At 67.1% G+C, this 17575-nt stretch carries 14 protein-coding genes; 13 read left to right on the top strand and 1 reads right to left on the bottom strand.

Translation table 11 applies throughout. The features are described 5' to 3' along the window. Positions 1 to 2 precede the first annotated feature (2 nt). The 12 genes from uppS to BAY15_RS07030 all read left to right on the top strand — a co-directional run bounded on the left by uppS (position 3) and on the right by BAY15_RS07030 (position 16260). A complete protein-coding gene (gene uppS / locus BAY15_RS07085) occupies positions 3 to 773 on the top strand; it encodes a polyprenyl diphosphate synthase (protein WP_068850479.1) in 771 nt (256 codons plus the stop codon). Then, positions 770 to 1594, top strand: a complete 825-nt coding sequence (locus BAY15_RS07080) for a phosphatidate cytidylyltransferase (protein WP_068850477.1) — start codon at positions 770 to 772, stop codon at positions 1592 to 1594. The genes uppS and BAY15_RS07080 overlap by 4 nt, the downstream gene beginning before the upstream one ends. 2 nt (positions 1595 to 1596) lie before the next feature. Beyond that, positions 1597 to 2787 carry a 1-deoxy-D-xylulose-5-phosphate reductoisomerase gene (locus BAY15_RS07075; RefSeq protein WP_068850474.1) on the top strand — a complete coding sequence of 397 codons (1191 nt, stop codon included), beginning with the start codon at positions 1597 to 1599 and terminating at the stop codon, positions 2785 to 2787. Positions 2788 to 2821: 34 nt separating this feature from the next. Further along, the gene (rseP, locus tag BAY15_RS07070) at positions 2822 to 4180 is read left to right on the top strand and encodes an RIP metalloprotease RseP (protein WP_068850469.1); all 1359 of its coding nucleotides are present in this window, start codon (positions 2822 to 2824) and stop codon (positions 4178 to 4180) included. 73 nt (positions 4181 to 4253) lie between these two features. Beyond that, positions 4254 to 6620, top strand: coding sequence for an outer membrane protein assembly factor BamA (gene bamA, locus BAY15_RS07065; RefSeq protein WP_068850466.1), 2367 nt, complete (start codon positions 4254 to 4256; stop codon positions 6618 to 6620). Positions 6621 to 6943: 323 nt separating this feature from the next. Further along, on the top strand, positions 6944 to 7966 hold the full coding sequence (gene lpxD / locus BAY15_RS07060; RefSeq protein WP_068850463.1) for a UDP-3-O-(3-hydroxymyristoyl)glucosamine N-acyltransferase: 1023 nt from the start codon (positions 6944 to 6946) through the stop codon (positions 7964 to 7966). Next, positions 7963 to 8418: a 3-hydroxyacyl-ACP dehydratase FabZ gene (gene fabZ / locus BAY15_RS07055; protein ID WP_068850460.1), complete on the top strand. Its 456-nt coding sequence runs from the start codon at positions 7963 to 7965 to the stop codon at positions 8416 to 8418. Before lpxD ends, fabZ begins: the two co-directional genes overlap by 4 nt. Beyond that, entirely contained in the window at positions 8415 to 9200 is a 786-nt protein-coding gene (gene lpxA / locus BAY15_RS07050; RefSeq protein ID WP_068850457.1) for an acyl-ACP--UDP-N-acetylglucosamine O-acyltransferase, read from the top strand. Before fabZ ends, lpxA begins: the two co-directional genes overlap by 4 nt. After that, positions 9197 to 10390 (top strand): lipid-A-disaccharide synthase, encoded by a 1194-nt coding sequence (gene lpxB, locus BAY15_RS07045; protein WP_068850454.1) that lies wholly within the window; start codon positions 9197 to 9199, stop codon positions 10388 to 10390. Before lpxA ends, lpxB begins: the two co-directional genes overlap by 4 nt. Beyond that, positions 10387 to 11046, top strand: coding sequence for a ribonuclease HII (locus tag BAY15_RS07040; RefSeq protein WP_068850451.1), 660 nt, complete (start codon positions 10387 to 10389; stop codon positions 11044 to 11046). The genes lpxB and BAY15_RS07040 overlap by 4 nt, the downstream gene beginning before the upstream one ends. A gap of 593 nt (positions 11047 to 11639) precedes the next feature. Further along, the gene (gene dnaE / locus BAY15_RS07035; RefSeq protein ID WP_068850448.1) at positions 11640 to 15221 is read left to right on the top strand and encodes a DNA polymerase III subunit alpha; all 3582 of its coding nucleotides are present in this window, start codon (positions 11640 to 11642) and stop codon (positions 15219 to 15221) included. Between the two features lie 79 nt (positions 15222 to 15300). Then, a complete protein-coding gene (locus BAY15_RS07030; RefSeq protein WP_068850446.1) occupies positions 15301 to 16260 on the top strand; it encodes an acetyl-CoA carboxylase carboxyltransferase subunit alpha in 960 nt (319 codons plus the stop codon). Between the two features lie 57 nt (positions 16261 to 16317). Here the strand turns inward: BAY15_RS07030 and BAY15_RS07025 are convergent, their stop codons facing one another. Continuing rightward, positions 16318 to 16773 carry a CopD family protein gene (locus BAY15_RS07025; RefSeq protein ID WP_068850444.1) on the bottom strand — a complete coding sequence of 152 codons (456 nt, stop codon included), beginning with the start codon at positions 16771 to 16773 and terminating at the stop codon, positions 16318 to 16320. Positions 16774 to 16906: 133 nt separating this feature from the next. Here BAY15_RS07025 and BAY15_RS07020 point away from each other — a divergent pair, with 133 nt between their 5' ends. Then, the gene (locus BAY15_RS07020; protein ID WP_068850442.1) at positions 16907 to 17503 is read left to right on the top strand and encodes a class I SAM-dependent DNA methyltransferase; all 597 of its coding nucleotides are present in this window, start codon (positions 16907 to 16909) and stop codon (positions 17501 to 17503) included. The last annotated feature ends 72 nt before the right edge of the window (positions 17504 to 17575 follow it).

Genomic DNA, 17575 nt, shown 5'->3' with positions numbered 1-17575 from the left:
GCATGACCCAGGCCCCGACCAGCAGCTCCACCGCCGCCGTGCCCCGCCACGTTGCCATCATCATGGATGGCAACGGACGCTGGGCGCAGAAGCGCCGTCGTCCGCGCGTGATCGGCCATCGTGCCGGCGCGCGCGCGGTCAACCGCACCATCGATTTCTGCCTGGAGCGTGGCATTGCCGCGCTCACGCTGTTCGCCTTCTCCAGCGAAAACTGGGGCCGGCCGAGCGATGAAGTCGACGCACTGATGAAGCTGTTCCTCAATGCACTGGACCGCGAGGTGGATGAACTCCACCGCCGCGGCGTGCGCGTGCGCTTCATCGGCGAGCGTGAACGCTTCGGTGCCGGGCTGGTCAGCCGCATGCAGCTGGCCGAGCAACGTACCGCCGGCAATACCGCCATGACCCTGAGCATCGCCGCCAGCTACGGTGGCCGCCAGGACATCGCCAGGGCCGCACGCGAACTGGCCGCCGAGGTCGCGGCCGGGCGCCTGCTGCCCGAACAGATCGACGAAGCGCTGCTGGGCAGCCGCGTCGCCCTGGCCGACCTGCCGCCCCCGGATCTGTTCATCCGCACCGGTGGCGACACCCGCGTCAGCAATTTCCTGCTGTGGCAGCTGGCCTATACCGAACTGTGGTTCACCGAGGTGCTGTGGCCCGAGTTCGACGCCGCCATCCTGCAGCAGGCGCTCGACGCCTACGCTGCACGTGAACGCCGCTTCGGCCTGACCAGCGCCCAGATCGCCGCCCTGGCCACCGAGACGTCCACCCCATGACCAAAACCCGAGTCATCGCCGCGCTGATCATGGCGCCGGTCGCCATCGCCGCGATCCTGCTGCTGCCCACCCAGTGGCTGGCCGCCGCCGCCGCCGCCGTGTTCCTGATCGGCCTGTGGGAATGGCTGAAGCTGGCCGACGTGGACGACACACTGGCCCGCACCGTGCTGCTGGTGCTGAACCTGGTGCTGATGGTGCTGATCGTGTGGGCCGACGCTGGCACCCTGGTGCTGTACCAGATCGCCGCGCTGGTCGGCATCGGCTGGTGGCTGCTGGCCCTGCTGTGGCTGCGCTTCTTCACCTTCGGCGCCGAACCCGGCAGCCCGGCGCGGTCGCTCAAACTGCTGGCCGGCACCCTGGCCATCGTGCCCGCCTGGGCCTCGCTGGTGCTGATCCACGCCAGCGGCGACAAGGGCCACCTGTGGCTGCTGACCGCGCTGGCCGTGGTCTGGGCCGCCGATTCCGGCGCCTACTTTGCCGGCCGCACCCTGGGCCGCACCAAGCTGGCCCCGCGCATCAGCCCCAACAAGACCTGGGAAGGGCTGGGCGGCGGCATGCTGGCCGGCCTGCTGGTGGCCCTGGTGTTCGGCTGGATCGCCGGGGTCGCGCCTGGGCACGTGGTCGGCCTGGTCATCACCACGGTGGTCGCCGTGTTCGCCTCGGTACTTGGCGACCTGTACGAAAGCCTGCTCAAGCGCCATGCCGGCGCCAAGGACTCGGGCCACATCATTCCGGGCCACGGCGGCGTGCTGGACCGCATCGACGGCGTGCTGGCCGCGCTGCCGGTGTTCGCGCTGGGCAAGGAAATCTTCGGATTCTGAGCATGCAGAGCACTACCGCCCCCCGCCGGGTCGCCGTGTTCGGTGCCACCGGCTCGATCGGCGCATCCGCGCTGGACGTGATCGCGCGCCACCCGGACCGCTACCGCGCCACCGTGCTGGCCGCCGGCACCCAGGTGCAGGCGCTGGTCGCGCTGTGCGCGCTCCACCGGCCGGCGCATGCGGTAATCGCCAGCGAAGCGCTGTATGCGGATCTGCGCGATGGCCTGCGCGCCGCCGGCCTGGACACCCAGGCGCATGCCGGCGCCGCCGCGCTGGACCAGCTGGCCGCCAGCGACGCATGCGACACCCTGGTCGCCGCCATCGTCGGCGCGGCCGGGCTGTCCTCGACCCTGGCCGCCGCAGGCGCTGGCAAGCGCATCCTGCTGGCCAACAAGGAATCGCTGGTCCTGGCCGGCGAGCTGCTGATGCAGCGCGCCACCGCCGCCGGGGCCGAGATCATCCCGATCGACAGCGAACACAGCGCCATCTTCCAGTGCCTGCGTTCGCGCGACGCCAGCCTGGACCAGGCCGGCGTGCGCAGGATCCTGCTCACCGCCTCCGGCGGCCCCTTCCGCGGGCGCAGCCGGGCCGAGCTGGCCGAGGTCACCCCGGCCCAGGCAGTCGCCCACCCGAAGTGGTCGATGGGCCCGAAGATCTCGGTCGATTCGGCGACGTTGATGAACAAGGGGCTGGAGGTCATCGAGGCCCACCACCTGTTCAACATCCCCGGCGAGCGCATCGAAGTGCTGGTGCACCCGCAGAGCCTGGTGCATTCGCTGGTCGAATTCGTCGACGGCTCCACCCTGGCCCAGATGGGCCTGCCGGACATGCGCACCACGCTGGCCGTGGGCCTGGGCTGGCCGCACCGCATCGAATCCGGGGTTGGCGGGCTGGACCTGCTGAGCCAGGGCCGGCTGGATTTCGAGGCCCCCGACACCGACGCCTTCCCCTGCCTGCGCCTGGCCTGGCAGGCGATGGCCGCCGGCGGCACTGCCCCGGCGGTGCTCAATGCGGCCAATGAAGTGGCTGTTTCAGCGTTTCTTCAGGGGCGGATCGCTTTCCTAGCCATTCCAGGGCTGGTGGCTAACGCTCTTTCAACACTGCCTTCCGCGTCCGCCGATACACTGGAGGGCCTGCTGGCCGCCGACCAGCACGCCCGCCAGATCACCCAAGCCGCCATCGACCACGCCTGAATGCCCTTCCCGCTCCTTTCCCGCGACGTCCACCATGGGTGAATTCATCGGCTCCGTCTGGTGGATGATCGTCAGCCTTGGCCTGCTGGTGACGTTCCATGAGTTCGGTCACTACTGGGTCGCGCGGCGCTGTGGCGTGAAGGTGCTGCGCTTCTCGGTCGGCTTCGGCAAACCGCTGTGGATGCGCCGCAACCGCAACGGTACCGAATTCGCCATCGCCGCCATTCCACTGGGCGGCTATGTGAAGATGCTCGACGAGCGCGAGGTCGAGGTACACCCGGCCGAACGCGGCCTGGCCTTCAACCACAAGAGCGTCTGGCAGCGCATCGCGATCGTGGCGGCAGGCCCGATCGCCAACCTGGTGCTGTGCGTGGCCCTGCTGTGGGCCATGTTCGTACTGGGCAAGCAGGATTATTCGGCCACCATCGGCCGCACCACCGGCATGGCCCAGGTGGCCGGGCTGCAGGCCGGTGACCGCGTGCTGAGCGTGGATGACCGCAGCGTGGTCACCGCAGGCCAGGCCGCCATGGCCCTGACCACGGCCGCCATGGACCGCCACGATGCGAAGGTGGAGGTGGTCGATGCGCAGGAGCAGGTGCGCACCCGCACCCTGCCGCTGTCGCAGTTGCCGGCCGGCTTCGATGAGCGCTGGGTGGCCTCGCTGGCCGGCCTGACCTGGCAGTTCCACCTGCAGCCGGCATTGGTCGAACAGGTGCTGCCCGATTCCGCCGCCCAGGGCGTGCTGTTGCCGGGCGACCTGGTGGTGGCCGTGGATGGCCAGCGCATCGATGCGGCCGACCAGGTCTCCCCGGCCATCCTCGCGCTGGGCAAGCGCGGCGGCCCGGGCATGATCGAGGTGCTGCGCAACGGCGACCGGCTGGCGCTGGAAGTCACCCCGCGCCAGGGCAAGGACGGCCGCGGCCAGCCCACGTGGCAGATCGGCATCGGCTTCCCGCAGGCCAGCGCGCCGGCCTATGACACCACCCTGCAGTACGGCCCGCTGGCGGCCATCCCGGCGGCGCTGCGCGAAACCGCGCGCGCGGCGGGCGATTCGCTCGGCATGATGCGCCGCATCGTGACCGGCAATGCCTCGCTGCAGAACGTTTCCGGCCCGGTCACCATCGCCCGGGTAGCCAACCAGACCGCCCAGCGCGGCCTTGATTGGTTCCTCTGGTTCCTGGCCGTACTCTCGCTCAGCCTGTGCATCATCAACCTGTTGCCCATCCCCATCTTGGACGGCGGGCACCTGCTGTATTACCTTATCGAGTTGGTCAAGGGCAGCCCGCTCAGCGAGCGTGCCATGGCGGCCGGCCAGTACATCGGCCTGGCCATGCTGGCCGGACTGATGGGACTGGCGTTCTACAACGACATCCTCGGTCTGTTCCCGCGATGAACTTTTACCCTTTTGTCGTCGTCTTATGCGCCGGCATCCCGCAACATCGTATTCGACTCCAACCGGACGTGACATGACGCGACTCCCCAATCGCCGCCTGCTTGCCCTCGCACTCGCCGCCGGTTTCGGCGCGCCCGCCCTGGCCCAGGCAGCCGAGCCCTTCACCGTCAGCGACATCCGTGTCGATGGTCTGCAGCGCATCACCTCCGGTACCGTGTTCACCTACCTGCCGGTGGAACGTGGCGAGACCCTGACCGACAACAAGGTCGGCGAGTCGATCCGTGCCCTGTACAAGACCGGCTTCTTCGAGGACGTCCAGCTTGAGCGGCAGGGCGACATCCTGGTGGTCACGGTCAAGGAACGCCCGGCGATCAACAAGCTGACCGTCACCGGCAACAAGGACATCAAGAGCGACCAGCTGCTCAAGGGCCTGAGCGACATCGGCCTGAGCGAAGGCGGCACCTTCGATCGCCTGAGCCTGGACCGGGTGACCCAGGAACTGCGCCGCCAGTACAACGACCGTGGCAAATACAACGTCGAGATCACCCCGACCGTCAGCCCGCTTGACCGCAACCGCGTGGACATCACCATTGCGATCAAGGAAGGCAAGGCCGCCAAGATCCAGCACGTGAACCTGGTCGGCACCGAAAAGTTCGAGTCCAAGGACATCCTGGAAACCTGGGAATCCAAGGAGCACAACTGGGCGTCGTGGTACCGCCGCGACGACCAGTACTCCAAGGAAAAGCTGTCCGGCGACCTGGAAAAGCTCAATGCCTGGTACCTGGACCGCGGTTACGTGGACTTCAGCATCGATTCCACCCAGGTCTCGATCAGCCCCGACAAGCGCGACATGTTCATCACCGCCGGCGTGACCGAAGGTGAGCAGTACAAGATCTCCGAGATCAAGGTCACCGGCGACACCATCCTTCCGCAGGAAGACGTGGAGCGCATGCTGATCCAGAAGTCCGGCGATACGTTCTCGCGCGCCCTGCTGGAATTCAGCTCGGACGCCATCACCAATTCGCTGTCCAACATCGGTTACGCGTTCGCCAAGGTGAACCCGATCCCGACCAGCAACCGCGCCGAACGCACCGTGGCGATCAACATGCAGGTCGTGCCGGGCCCCCGCGTGGGCGTGCGCCGCATCGTGTTCAAGGGCAACACCCGCACCTCCGATGAAGTGCTGCGTCGTGAAATGCGCCAGTTCGAGAACAGCTGGTACTCGCAGGCCGCGATCGACCGTTCCAAGATCCGCCTGCAGCGCCTGGGCTACTTCGAATCGGTGGATGTCGAAACGCCGCCGGTCACCGGCAGCAACGACCAGGTCGACGTGGTCTACAACGTCAAGGAAACCACCTCGGGCAGCTTCGTGTTCGGCCTGGGCTATTCGCAGTCCTACGGCATGACCACCTCGGTGCAGCTGTCGCAGAACAACTTCCTGGGCGGCGGCAACCGCGTGTCGGTCGAAGCGTCGCGCAGCAGCTACCTGCAGCGTTACGGCTTCTCCTACACCAACCCGTACTTCACCGACGACGGCGTGTCGCTGGGCTACAACCTGTCCTGGCGCGAGCTGGATTACTCCGACTTCAACACCGCGCAGTACAACAGCACCAACGGTGCGGCGCAGGTGGTGTTCGGCGTGCCGATCACCGAGAACGACACCGTCTCGCTGATGGTGGGCATCGACAGCAACCAGATCACCACCTACCAGGGTGCAACGCCGCAGGCGATCATCGATTACATCGATGCCATCGGCCAGCGCACGTTCCACTCCTGGCGCACGGAGCTGGGCTGGGCGCGCGACACCCGCAACGATTACTTCATGCCCACCCGCGGCATGTACCAGCGCGTGGGCCTGGAAACGACCCTGCCGGGTTCGACGGTCGAGTACTACAAGCTGAACTACCAGGTCTCCAAGTACTGGCCGATCATCCCGTCGCTGGTCATCAATACCCGCGCCGAGGTCGGCTACGGCGACTCCTACGGCAACGATGTCACCCGCGTGATCACCAACCCGGATGGCACCACCCGCACCGTGACCGCTTCGGGCCTGCCGTTCTTCGAAAACTTCTACGCCGGCGGTACCAACTCGGTGCGCGGTTTCGAAGACAACACCCTTGGCCCGCGCTCGGAGCCGACCGCTTCGTACAACCGTGGCCAGCCGCTGGGTGGTTCGCTGAAAACCGTGGGTTCGGTCGAAGCCTACTTCCCGCGCCTGTTCGACAGCCCGTCGGCCCGCGTCTCGGCGTTCTTCGACGTCGGCAACGTGTACAACGGCGTGGACAACTTCAAGGCCAACGAACTGCGTGCCTCGGCCGGTGTCGCCCTGCTGTGGCGCGCCCCGGTCGGCCCGATCTCGATCAGCTACGCCTTCCCGCTAAAGAAGGAAGACGGCGACGAAATCGAACGCCTGCAGTTCACGTTCGGTGGTCAGTTCTAAGCGCTGGACGCATCAGCAGAAACGCCGGGCATTGCCCGGCGTTTTTGTTTGTGGGGACTGGCCCGCTTTTGATCACCCTTGGCAACCGACACACCGTCAGAGGGCCGGCGGGTGCGGGGGTACGGGGGCTTTACCAAACATGGATGTTTGGTAAGAGCCCCCAGGGATGGGTTCACGGCGCCCCCCGTACCCCCGCACCCGCCGGCCCTGCGCGCGAACCCGGCAACCCTCAGGCTGTTCGCCTGAATCCAACCGCCATCAGGCGCAGCCCCATGAACACCCCCGAACATGACCGAAGTCACGCCACACGGTAAACTCCCGGCGTGAACACTCCTACCTATACCGCCCAGCAACTCGCCGAGCAGTTTGGCCTGCAGGTCCATGGTGATGGCAGCACCGCCATCCGTGGCGTGGCCACGCTCGCCCATGCCGGCCCTGGCCAGCTGACCTTCCTGGCCAACCCGCGCTACCGCGCCCAGCTGGCCGACAGCCAGGCCGGGATCGTGGTGCTGCGCGCCGACGACGCCGAAGCCGCGCCCGGTACCGCGCTGATCGCCAAGGATCCCTACACCACCTTCGCCAAGATCGGCGCGCTGTTCGACATCGCCCCGACCCGGCCGCCGGGCATCCACCCCAGCGCCGTCATCGATCCCGAGGCCCAGGTCGCCGCCAGCGCCCACATCGGCCCGTTCGTCACCATCGGCGCGCGCAGCGTGATCGGCGAGAACTGCATCATCGGCGCCGGCAGCATCATCGGCGAAGACTGCAGCCTGGACAGCGGCTGCGAACTGATCGCCCGCGTCACCCTGGTCACCCGCGTCCGCATCGGCAAGCGCGTGCGCATCCATCCCGGTGCCGTGCTCGGCGCCGATGGCTTCGGCCTGGCGATGGACGCCGGCAGCTGGATCAAAGTGCCCCAGCTGGGTGGCGTGCGCATCGGCGACGACTGCGAGATCGGCGCCAATACCTGCGTCGACCGCGGCGCCCTCGAAGATACCGTGCTCGACAACGACGTGCGCCTGGACAACCTCGTCCAGATCGCCCACAACGTCCAGATCGGCGCCCACTCGGCCATCGCCGGCTGCACCGGCATTGCCGGCAGCGCCAAGATCGGCCGTTACTGCCTGCTCGGCGGCGCCGTCGGCGTCGTCGGCCACCTCGAGATCTGCGACAAGGTGGTGATCACCGGCAAGTCCGTGGTGCGCAACTCCATTACCGAACCGGGCGAATACTCGTCCGGGACCCCGTTGACCGACAACCGCACGTGGCGCAAGAACGCCGCGCGCTTCAAGCAGCTCGATGCACTGGCCCGTCGCATCCTGTCTGTGAGCAAGGAGAAGGAATGAGCCACGAACAGAAGCTGCCGGACATCACCCAGATCCAGGCGTTGATCCCGCACCGTTATCCCTTCCTGCTGGTCGACAAGGTCGTCGCGATCGATTACGAGAAGCGCACCATCGTTGCCACCAAGAACGTCAGCATCAACGAACCGTTCTTCCAGGGCCACTTCCCCAGCCAGCCGATCATGCCCGGCGTGCTGATCATCGAAGCCATGGCCCAGGCCGGCGGCGTGCTGACCCAGCTCACCCTGGGCCGCGACGCGCAGTCCAAGCTGTTCTACATGGTCAAGGTGGACAAGGCCCGCTTCAGCAAGCAGGTGGTGCCGGGCGACGTGCTGGAAATGCATGTCGAGATCAAGCGCGTGATCCGCAACATGGCGGTGTACGACTGCGTGGCCAAGGTCGACGGCGAGATCGTCGCCTGCGCCGAAGTACTCTGCGCCGGCACCCGCGAATGAACGGGCCGCTCATCCACCCCACCGCGGTCATCGACCCGTCGGCGAAACTGGCGGCGGATGTACGTATCGGTGCGTTCTGCCTGATCGGTGCCGATGTCGAGATCGGCGAAGGCACCGAAGTCGGCCCGCACTGCTCGATCCACGGCCCGACCCGGATCGGCCGCAACAACCGTTTCATCGGCCACGTTGCCGTGGGCGGCGAACCGCAGGACAAGAAGTACGCCGGCGAGCGCACCGAACTGGTGATCGGCGATGACAACGTGTTCCGCGAGTTCGTCACCCTCAACCGCGGTACCGGCGGCGGCGGTGGCGTCACCACCATCGGCAACGGCAACTGGATGCTGGCCTACACGCACGTGGCGCACGACTGCCACGTCGGCAACCAGTGCGTGTTCTCCAACAACACCACCCTGGCCGGCCACGTGACCGTGGGCGACTACGTGATCATCAGCGGTTTCGCCGGGGCCCACCAGTTCTGCCGGATCGGTGCGCACGCCTTCCTGGGCATGGGTGCACTGACCAATGGCGACGTGCCACCGTTCACCATGGTCGGCAGCGATTCGCTGGGCCGCCCGCGCGGCATCAACAGCGAAGGCCTCAAGCGCCGCGGCTTCGATGCCGAGCGCATCGCCAGCATCAAACGCGCCTACCGCACGTTGTACGTGGCCGGCCTGCCGCTGGCCGAAGCCAAGGTGCAGCTGGCCGAACAGGCCGCGCACAGCGCCGACGTCAAGGACATGCTGGACTTCATCGAGCACGCCGAGAGGCCCCTGCTGCGATGACGGCGCCCGGCTCTTCGCGACCGCTGCGGATTGCGCTGGTTGCCGGTGAAGCCTCCGGCGACCTGCTTGGCGCCGGCCTGGTGCGCGAACTGCAGCAGCGGTTCCCGGACGCCGAGTTCGCCGGGATTGGCGGCGATGCGATGCGCAGCGCCGGCTGCCTGACCTGGTTCGATGCCAGCGAGCTGGCGGTGATGGGCCTGACCGAAATCCTGCGCCACCTGCCGCGCCTGCTGAAGCTGCGCAGTGAGTTCCGTGCGCGGGTGCTGGAGTGGCAGCCGGATGTGTTCATCGGCATCGACGCCCCGGACTTCAACCTGGGCGTGGAGCGCTGGCTGAAAGAGCGCGGCATCACCACGGTGCACTACGTCAGCCCGTCGGTCTGGGCGTGGCGCGAGAAGCGTGCGGAGAAGATCGGTGCCAGCGCCGACCTGGTGCTGTGCCTGTTCCCGATGGAACCGCCCATCTACGCCCGCCATGGCATCGACGCGCGCTTCGTCGGCCACCCGATGGCCGATGACATCCCGCTGCACAGCGACCGCGAAGCGGCCCGCGTGGCCTTGGGCCTGCCGGTCAACGCCAAGGTGCTGGCTGTGCTGCCGGGCAGCCGGCTGGGCGAGATCAGCAAGCTGGGCGGCGCGTTCTTCGAAGCGGCCTGGCAGGTGTCCGAACGCATTCCGGGCCTGCACGTGGTGGTGCCGGCAGCCAACCCGGCCTGCCGTGCACTGATCCAGGAGCAGCTGTCGCGCTCGGCGCTGCCGGTGGCCTACTCGCACCTGCTGGACGGCCAGGCGCGCACGGCGATGATCGCCGCCGACGTAGTGGTACTCGCCTCGGGCACGGCCACGCTGGAAACGATGCTGGTGAAGCGGCCGATGGTGGTGGGTTACCGCGTGGCGGAGCTGACCTACCGGATCGTGAAGGCGCTCGGCCTGATCAAGGTGGACCGCTTCGCGCTGCCGAACATCCTGGCTGGCAAGGACCTGGCGCCGGAGCTGATCCAGCACGACTGCGTGCCGGACAAGCTGGCCGAGGCGATCATGCAGTGGTTCGATCAGCCGCAACGCGCCATCGAGATCCAGGACACGTACGAAAAGCTGCACCTGCAGTTGCGCCAGGACGCGTCGGCGCGCGCGGCCGACGCGGTGGCGGAACTGCTGGCACGCAAGCCGCGCGGGAACGCGCCGGCATGAGCCGCCGCCACGCTGCGGCGGCCTCGCTGGCGCTGTTCGACGGGGCGGCGCTGGCGACGGTCGCGCCGCGCTATGTGGCGGGGGTGGACGAAGCCGGTCGCGGGCCGCTGGCCGGCCCGGTGGCGGTAGCGGCGGTGGTGTTCTGCCCGGACCGCCCGCGTCTGAACGGGCTGGACGATTCCAAGCAGCTCACGGCGATCCGCCGCGACCAGCTGTTCGACAGGATCCAGCAGCGTGCGCTGGCCTTCCAGGTGGTGATGGTGGACGTGACGGAGATCGACACGCTCAACATCTACCAGGCCACGATGCTGGGCATGCGCCGGGCGGTCGAGGCGGTCGCGCACGTGGCGCAGTTCGCGCGCATCGACGGCAACGTGGTACCCAAGGGCCTGCCCTGCCCCGCGCAGGCGCTGGTCGGTGGCGACGCGCTCGACCGCGCGATCATGGCGGCCTCGATCCTGGCCAAGGTCAGCCGCGACCGCTACATGCTCCAGCTGCACGAGCAGCACCCCGAATACGGCTTCGACCAGCACAAGGGCTACGGCACCCCGGCCCACCTCGCCGCCCTGCGCACCCACGGCCCCTGCCCCCACCACCGCCGCAGCTTCGCGCCCGTGCGTGATTGCCTGGACAGCGCGTTGGTTGCTGCTGTCTGACGCAACAGCAACCGCAACAGCCAAAGCAAAAGCAAAAGCAAAAGCGGCACTTCCGGTTCGGCTGGCTTGGGCGGCGGGTGTGGGTTTGCGGGACACGCTGCAAGTACGTCCATGTAAGCTCGTTCGCGCCATCCATGGCGCTCTACGGTCCCGCAAACCCACCCCCGCCGCCCTTTGACAGTTGGCTGGTGCCCAACGGAGGTCAAAGGCGGAGCCCTTGCTCCCGCTTTTCCGTGCGAGCCGACCTTCCGTTGGGGGCGGCGCCGGGGGCAGGGGTACGGGACCTTTCCTTGCAACATGGATGTTGCAAGAGAGCCCCCAGGGGTGAAGCCGCACTGCTTGCGAGGCACTGCCTCGCGTGCGACTGAACGCCCAACCGCTGGCGGTTGGGCCGGGGCCCGGAGGGCGGTTTACGGCGCGTCCCGTACCCCTGCCCCCGGCGCCGCCCCAGCCGATAGCCCAACCGCCCAAGCGCTTTGGCTTTGGCTTCGGCTTTGGCTTTGGCTCGGCTTCCGCCTTAACCCAACGCCCTGTCAAGCCTTGTTCGGGCTGCCCCGCGCGGCTACCCTGACCGGGCATTACATTGGCCCGGCATGTCCACTTCCCGTTTCGTACATCTGCACGTCCACACCGAGTTTTCGCTGGCGGATTCGACCATCCGTGTCCCGGCGAAACCGGATCAGGCTGACCCGAAAAAGGCCAAGCAGGCCAACCTGCTCAGCCGCGCCGTCGAACTGAACCTGCCCGCGTTGGCAGTGACCGACCTGAACAACCTGTTCGCGCTGGTCAAGTTCTACAAGGCCGCTGAAACGGTCGGCATCAAGCCGATCGCCGGTGCCGACATCATGATCGCCGAAGAGGGCATGACCCCCTGGCGCATGACCCTGCTCTGCCGCGACCGCGAAGGCTATCTCAGCCTGTCGCGCCTGCTCACTCGTGCCTGGATGGAAGGCCACCGCCCTGAAGGCGGCGTGGCGGTGCACCCCGACTGGCTCAAGGGCGGTTGCCACAACCTGTTTGCCCTGGCTGGCCGCGACAGCCTGGCCGGGCGTCTGGCCGGCGAAGGCCGGCATGACCTGGCCGAGCAGCAGCTCGCCGACTGGCAGCGCGTGTTCGGCGATGGCCTGCATCTGGAGCTGACCCGTACCGGTCGCGAAGGCGAAGAAGCGTTCAACCAGTTTGCCCTGGTGGCCGCCGGCCAGCGTGGCCTGCCCGTGGTGGCCAGCAACGACGTGCGCTTCCTGCGCCCGGACGATTTCAGCGCGCACGAAGCCCGCGTGTGCATTTCCTCCGGCCGCGTGCTGGACGATCCCAAGCGCCCGCGCGACTACAGCGACCAGCAGTACCTCAAATCGCCCGAAGAGATGTGCGCGCTGTTCGCCGACATCCCCGATGCGATCGACAACACGTTGGCGCTGGCCGAACGCTGCAACATCGAAATGCGGCTGGGTACCTACTTCCTGCCCAACTACCCGGTGCCGGAAAACGAAACGCTGGACAGCTGGATCTGCAGCGAATCGCGCAAGGGCCTGGAAGCCCGCCTGGAAAAGAATCCGCTGGCTGAAGGCAAAACCCGCGAGGACTATTTCGAACGGCTGGAATTCGAGCTGGCCACCATCATCAAGATGGGGTTCCCCGGCTACTTCCTGATCGTGGCCGACTTCATCCAGTGGGGTAAGAACCAGGGTATTCCAATCGGCCCCGGCCGTGGTTCCGGTGCCGGTTCGCTGGTGGCCTGGGCGCTGCAGATCACCGATCTGGATCCGATTCCGTACAACCTGCTGTTCGAGCGGTTCCTCAACCCCGAACGCGTGTCGATGCCCGACTTCGACATCGACTTCTGCATGGACCGCCGCGACGAAGTCATCGACTACGTCGCGCGCAAGTACGGCCGCGAACGCGTCAGCCAGATCATCACCTACGGCACCATGGCCGCCAAGGCCGTGGTGCGCGATTCCGGGCGCGTGCTCGGTTTCCCGTATGGCCTGGTCGATGGGGTTTCCAAGCTGATTCCCAACATCCTGGGCATTTCGCTCAAGGATGCGATGGGCGAAGGCAAGGATTCGGAAATGGCATCGCCGGAGTTGATCCAGCGCTACCAGAACGAAGACGACGTGCGCGACCTGATCGACCTGGCGCGCCAGCTCGAAGACCTTACCCGCAACGCCGGCAAGCATGCCGGCGGCGTGGTGATCGCGCCGGAACCGCTGGCCGAATTCTGCCCGCTGTTCGCCGAACACGATGAAGGCGGCCGTGGCCGCAACCCGGTCACCCAGTTCGACAAGAACGACGTCGAAGAAATCGGCCTGGTGAAGTTCGACTTCCTCGGCCTGCGCACGCTGACGATCATCGACTGGGCGGTCAAGGCGATCAACAAGCGCCATGCCCGCGCCGGCATTCCGCCGATCGACATCACCGCGCTGCCGCTGGACGATGCGCCCACCTACAAGGACATCTTCGCCAACGGCAACACCGGCGCGGTCTTCCAGTTCGAATCCTCGGGCATGCGCCGCCTGCTGAAGGACGCGCGCCCCGACCGCTTCGAAGACCTCATCGCGCTGGTGTCGCTGTATCGCCCCGGCCCGATGGACCTGATTCCCTCCTTCAACGCGCGTAAGCACGGCCAGGAAGAGATCATCTATCCCGATCCGCGTACCGAAGCGATCCTGAAAGACACCTACGGCATCATGGTGTACCAGGAGCAGGTGATGCAGATGGCGCAGATCGTCGGCGGTTACTCGCTCGGCGGCGCCGACCTGCTGCGCCGCGCGATGGGCAAGAAGGTGCCGGCCGAAATGGCCAAGCACCGCGAGATCTTCCGCGAGGGTGCGGCCAAGGGCGGCGTGGACGGCCCCAAGGCCGACGAAATCTTCGACCTGATGGAGAAGTTCGCCGGCTACGGCTTCAACAAATCGCACGCTGCCGCCTACGCGCTGGTCAGCTACCAGACCGCCTGGCTCAAGCGTCATTACCCGGCCGAGTTCATGGCGGCCACGCTGTCCTCGGACATGGACAACACCGACAAGGTGGTGGGCTTCCTGGCCGAAGTGCGCAACCTCGGCCTGACCGTGCTGCCGCCGCGCGTGAACGAATCGGCGTACATGTTCGAAGCCTCCAGCGCCGACACCATCCAGTACGGCCTGGGCGCCATCAAGGGCGTGGGCCAGGGTGCCTGCGAAGCGGTGGTCGACGAGCGCCTCGCCAAGGGCCGCTACGCCTCGCTGCTGGATTTCTGCATGCGCATCGAATCGGGCAAGCTCAATCGGCGCACGCTTGAAGCGATGATCAACTGCGGCGCGCTCGATGGCCTCGGCAAGAACCGCGCTTCGTTGATGCTGCAGCTGCCTGAAGTGCTCAAGGCCACCGACCAGATGTCGCGCGAGAAGGCCTCCGGCCAGAACTCGCTGTTCGGCGCGCCGGACCCGGTCAGCACCGCGCTGCAGCTGGACCTGCCTGAAGCCAAGGAATGGGGGCTGGGCCAACTGCTGGACGGCGAACGCGAAACGCTGGGGTTCTACCTCAGTGGCCATCCGTTCGACCCGCACGCCGACGACGTCAAGGAACTGGTCGGCACCGACCTGGGCATGCTGGAAAAACTGATTCCCCCTGCCCGGCCCAGCAAGGATGGCGAAAAGCGCGCCTGGCGCCAGGAAACCCCGGTGATCCTGGCCGGCCTGGTGGTCGGCGTGCGCCGCAAGGGCGAAAGCCAGGTGTTCATGCAGCTCGAAGACGGCAAGGGCCGGGTCGAATGCAGCGCGTTCACCGATGGCCTGGCCGAGTTCGGCCACCTGATGACCAAGGACCGCATCCTGGTGGTCAAGGGCGGCCTGCGCGAGGACGAGTTCAACGGCGGCTATGCCCTGCGCATCCGCCAGTGCTGGGACTTCGAGGAAATCTGCGCCAATTACGCCACCCGCCTGTCGCTGCGCCTGGACCTGCGCCAGGGCGACCCGGTCTGGGCGCGGGTGAACGGCCTGCTCGACCGCCACCGGCCCGGCCGCACCCCCCTGCGCCTGGACCTGCTGCTGGGCACCGAGCAGGGCCCGGTAGCCGGCATGTTGGACGTGGCCGGCGACACCGCCGTGCGCGTGGACAGCCAGCTGGTGGACGCCCTGCGGGCCGACCCGGCAGTCCGGACGCTGAAAGTCCGGTACAGCCCGCCATGGGCGAACTAGCCCCCGACCAGACGACGGCGTACGGGGCATTTAGACGCATTCGGCTACACTTTCCCTCTTTTCTTCACGACGGCTTCCGATGAATCCGAACTACCTCGACTTCGAGCAACCCATCGCTGATCTGGAGGCAAAGATCCAGGAGCTGCGCAGCGCAAGCGCCGGCCCGGCGGTCAATGTCGAGGCCGAAGTGCGCACCCTGCAGGACAAGCTGCGGCTGCGTACCGCGCAGATCTTCCGCAACCTGACCTCGTGGCAGGTGCTGCAGCTGGCCCGCCACCCTTCGCGCCCCTACACCGCCGACTACATCCGCATCTTCTGCGATGAGTTCCAGGAACTGGCCGGCGACCGCGCCTTCGCCGACGACAAGGCCATCATGGGCGGCCTGGCCCGCATCGGCGGCCGGTCGGTGATGCTGATCGGCCACCAGAAGGGCCGCGACACCAAGGAAAAGATCAAGCGCAACTTCGGCATGCCCAAGCCGGAGGGCTACCGCAAGGCGCTGCGCCTGATGAAGATGGCCGAGCGCTTCGGCCTGCCGGTGCTGACCCTGATCGACACCGCCGGTGCCTGGCCGGGCATCGATGCCGAATCGCGTGGCCAGTCCGAAGCGATCGCGCGCAACCTGATGGAAATGGCCGAACTGAAGGTGCCGGTGATCTGCACCGTGATCGGCGAAGGCGGCTCCGGCGGCGCGCTGGCGCTGGGCGTGGGCGACCGCACCGTGATGCTGGAATACAGCGTGTATTCCACCATCAGCCCGGAAGGCTGCGCCTCGATCCTGTGGAAGGATGCGGGCAAGGCCAAGGATGCCGCCGAACAGCTGGGCCTGACCGCGCCGCGCCTGAAGAGCCTGGGCCTGGTCGACAAGGTCGTGCGCGAGCCGACCGGCGGCGCGCACCGCAATCCGAACCAGATGGCCAAGCGCCTGAAGGCCGTGCTGCTCAACGAGCTGGACGCGCTGGAGAAGCTGTCCACCGAAGACCTGCTGCAGAAGCGTTACGAGCGCCTGCGCAGCTACGGCGCCTACGAAACGGCCTGATCGGCCGTTGCGGTTGCGGCAAGAAGAACCGGGCCATGCGCCCGGTTTTTTTGTCCCTCAGAACGGCTTGGCCAACACCAGCCAGACCACGCCGATGAACAGCACCAGCGGCAGTTCATTGAACCAGCGCAGCGCGCGCGACGACGGCAGCACCTTGCCCTTCACCGCGCCCTTCAGCAGCCGCCCGGTCCACGAGTAGTACACCAGCAGCAGCACCACCAGCCCCAGTTTGGCGTGCAGCCAGCCTGCCGCACCTGGCGCGACCATGGTGGGGAAGTCCGGAATCACCCGGTAGCCCAACCACAGCACCAGCCCCAGGATCAGCGCGAGGCCGAACATCATGTGGCCGAACTTGTACAGGCGCAGGCCCATCAGCTGCAGGCGCTCCACGACGGGCAGCTGCCCGGCGGTCTCACTCAGGTTCACCAGGATCCGCGGCAGGTAGAACACCGCCGCCATCCACGCCACCACGAACAGCAGGTGGAAGGTCTTGACCCAGTAGTAGGACTGCATGCACTTGCTCCGGCGGCTGGCTTGGGATGTTGTTCATTCTGGCCGATTCACGCGGGCTGCGCATGCGCGGCAGATCGACGCAGCGGGCTCGGCTACCATGTGCACCCACCCCGTCCTCGATCCCTGTCCCCGCATGCAGAAGACCTACGACCAGGCCTACTTCCAGCGCTGGTACCAGCCCGACCAGACCGGCGGCGCGGCGCGCCTGGCGCGCAAGGTCGCACTGGCCGTCGCCAGTGCCGAGTACTACCTGGAGCGCCCGATCCGCAGCGTGCTGGACATCGGCGCCGGTGAAGGCGCCTGGCGCGCGCCGCTGCTCAAGCTGCGCCCGCGCGTGCAGTACATGGGCTTCGACAGCAGCGACTATGCGGTGCAGCGCTACGGCCGCAGCCGCAACCTGCACCCGGCCCGGGTTGGCGATTTCGCCTGGCTGCGCCCGTGCGCGCCGGTGGACCTGCTGGTCTGTTCGGACGTGATGCACTACGTGCCCACCCGCGAGCTGCGCCCCGCCCTGGCCGGTTTCGCCGAGCTCACCGGTGGCGTGGCGTTCCTGGAGGCGTTCACCGCCGAGGACGAGTTCGAAGGTGACCATGAAGGATTCCAGGCCCGCCCGGCGGCCTGGTACCGGCGCCAGCTGACGGCCGAAGGCTTCACCGCGCTCGGTTCGCACTGCTGGCTGTCGCCCGCACTGGCGGGCCACGCCGCCGCCCTGGAACGCAGTGGCCGTTGATCTCATGACCGGTTGCGACGGATCTGCCTATTAAGGCGTTCCCGACCCGGGTGAGGTATGCTGCGCGGCAAC

Source organism: Stenotrophomonas rhizophila (assembly GCF_001704155.1).
Lineage (GTDB): Bacteria > Pseudomonadota > Gammaproteobacteria > Xanthomonadales > Xanthomonadaceae > Stenotrophomonas > Stenotrophomonas rhizophila_A.
This window is presented reverse-complemented; position numbering and strand designations above follow the sequence as displayed.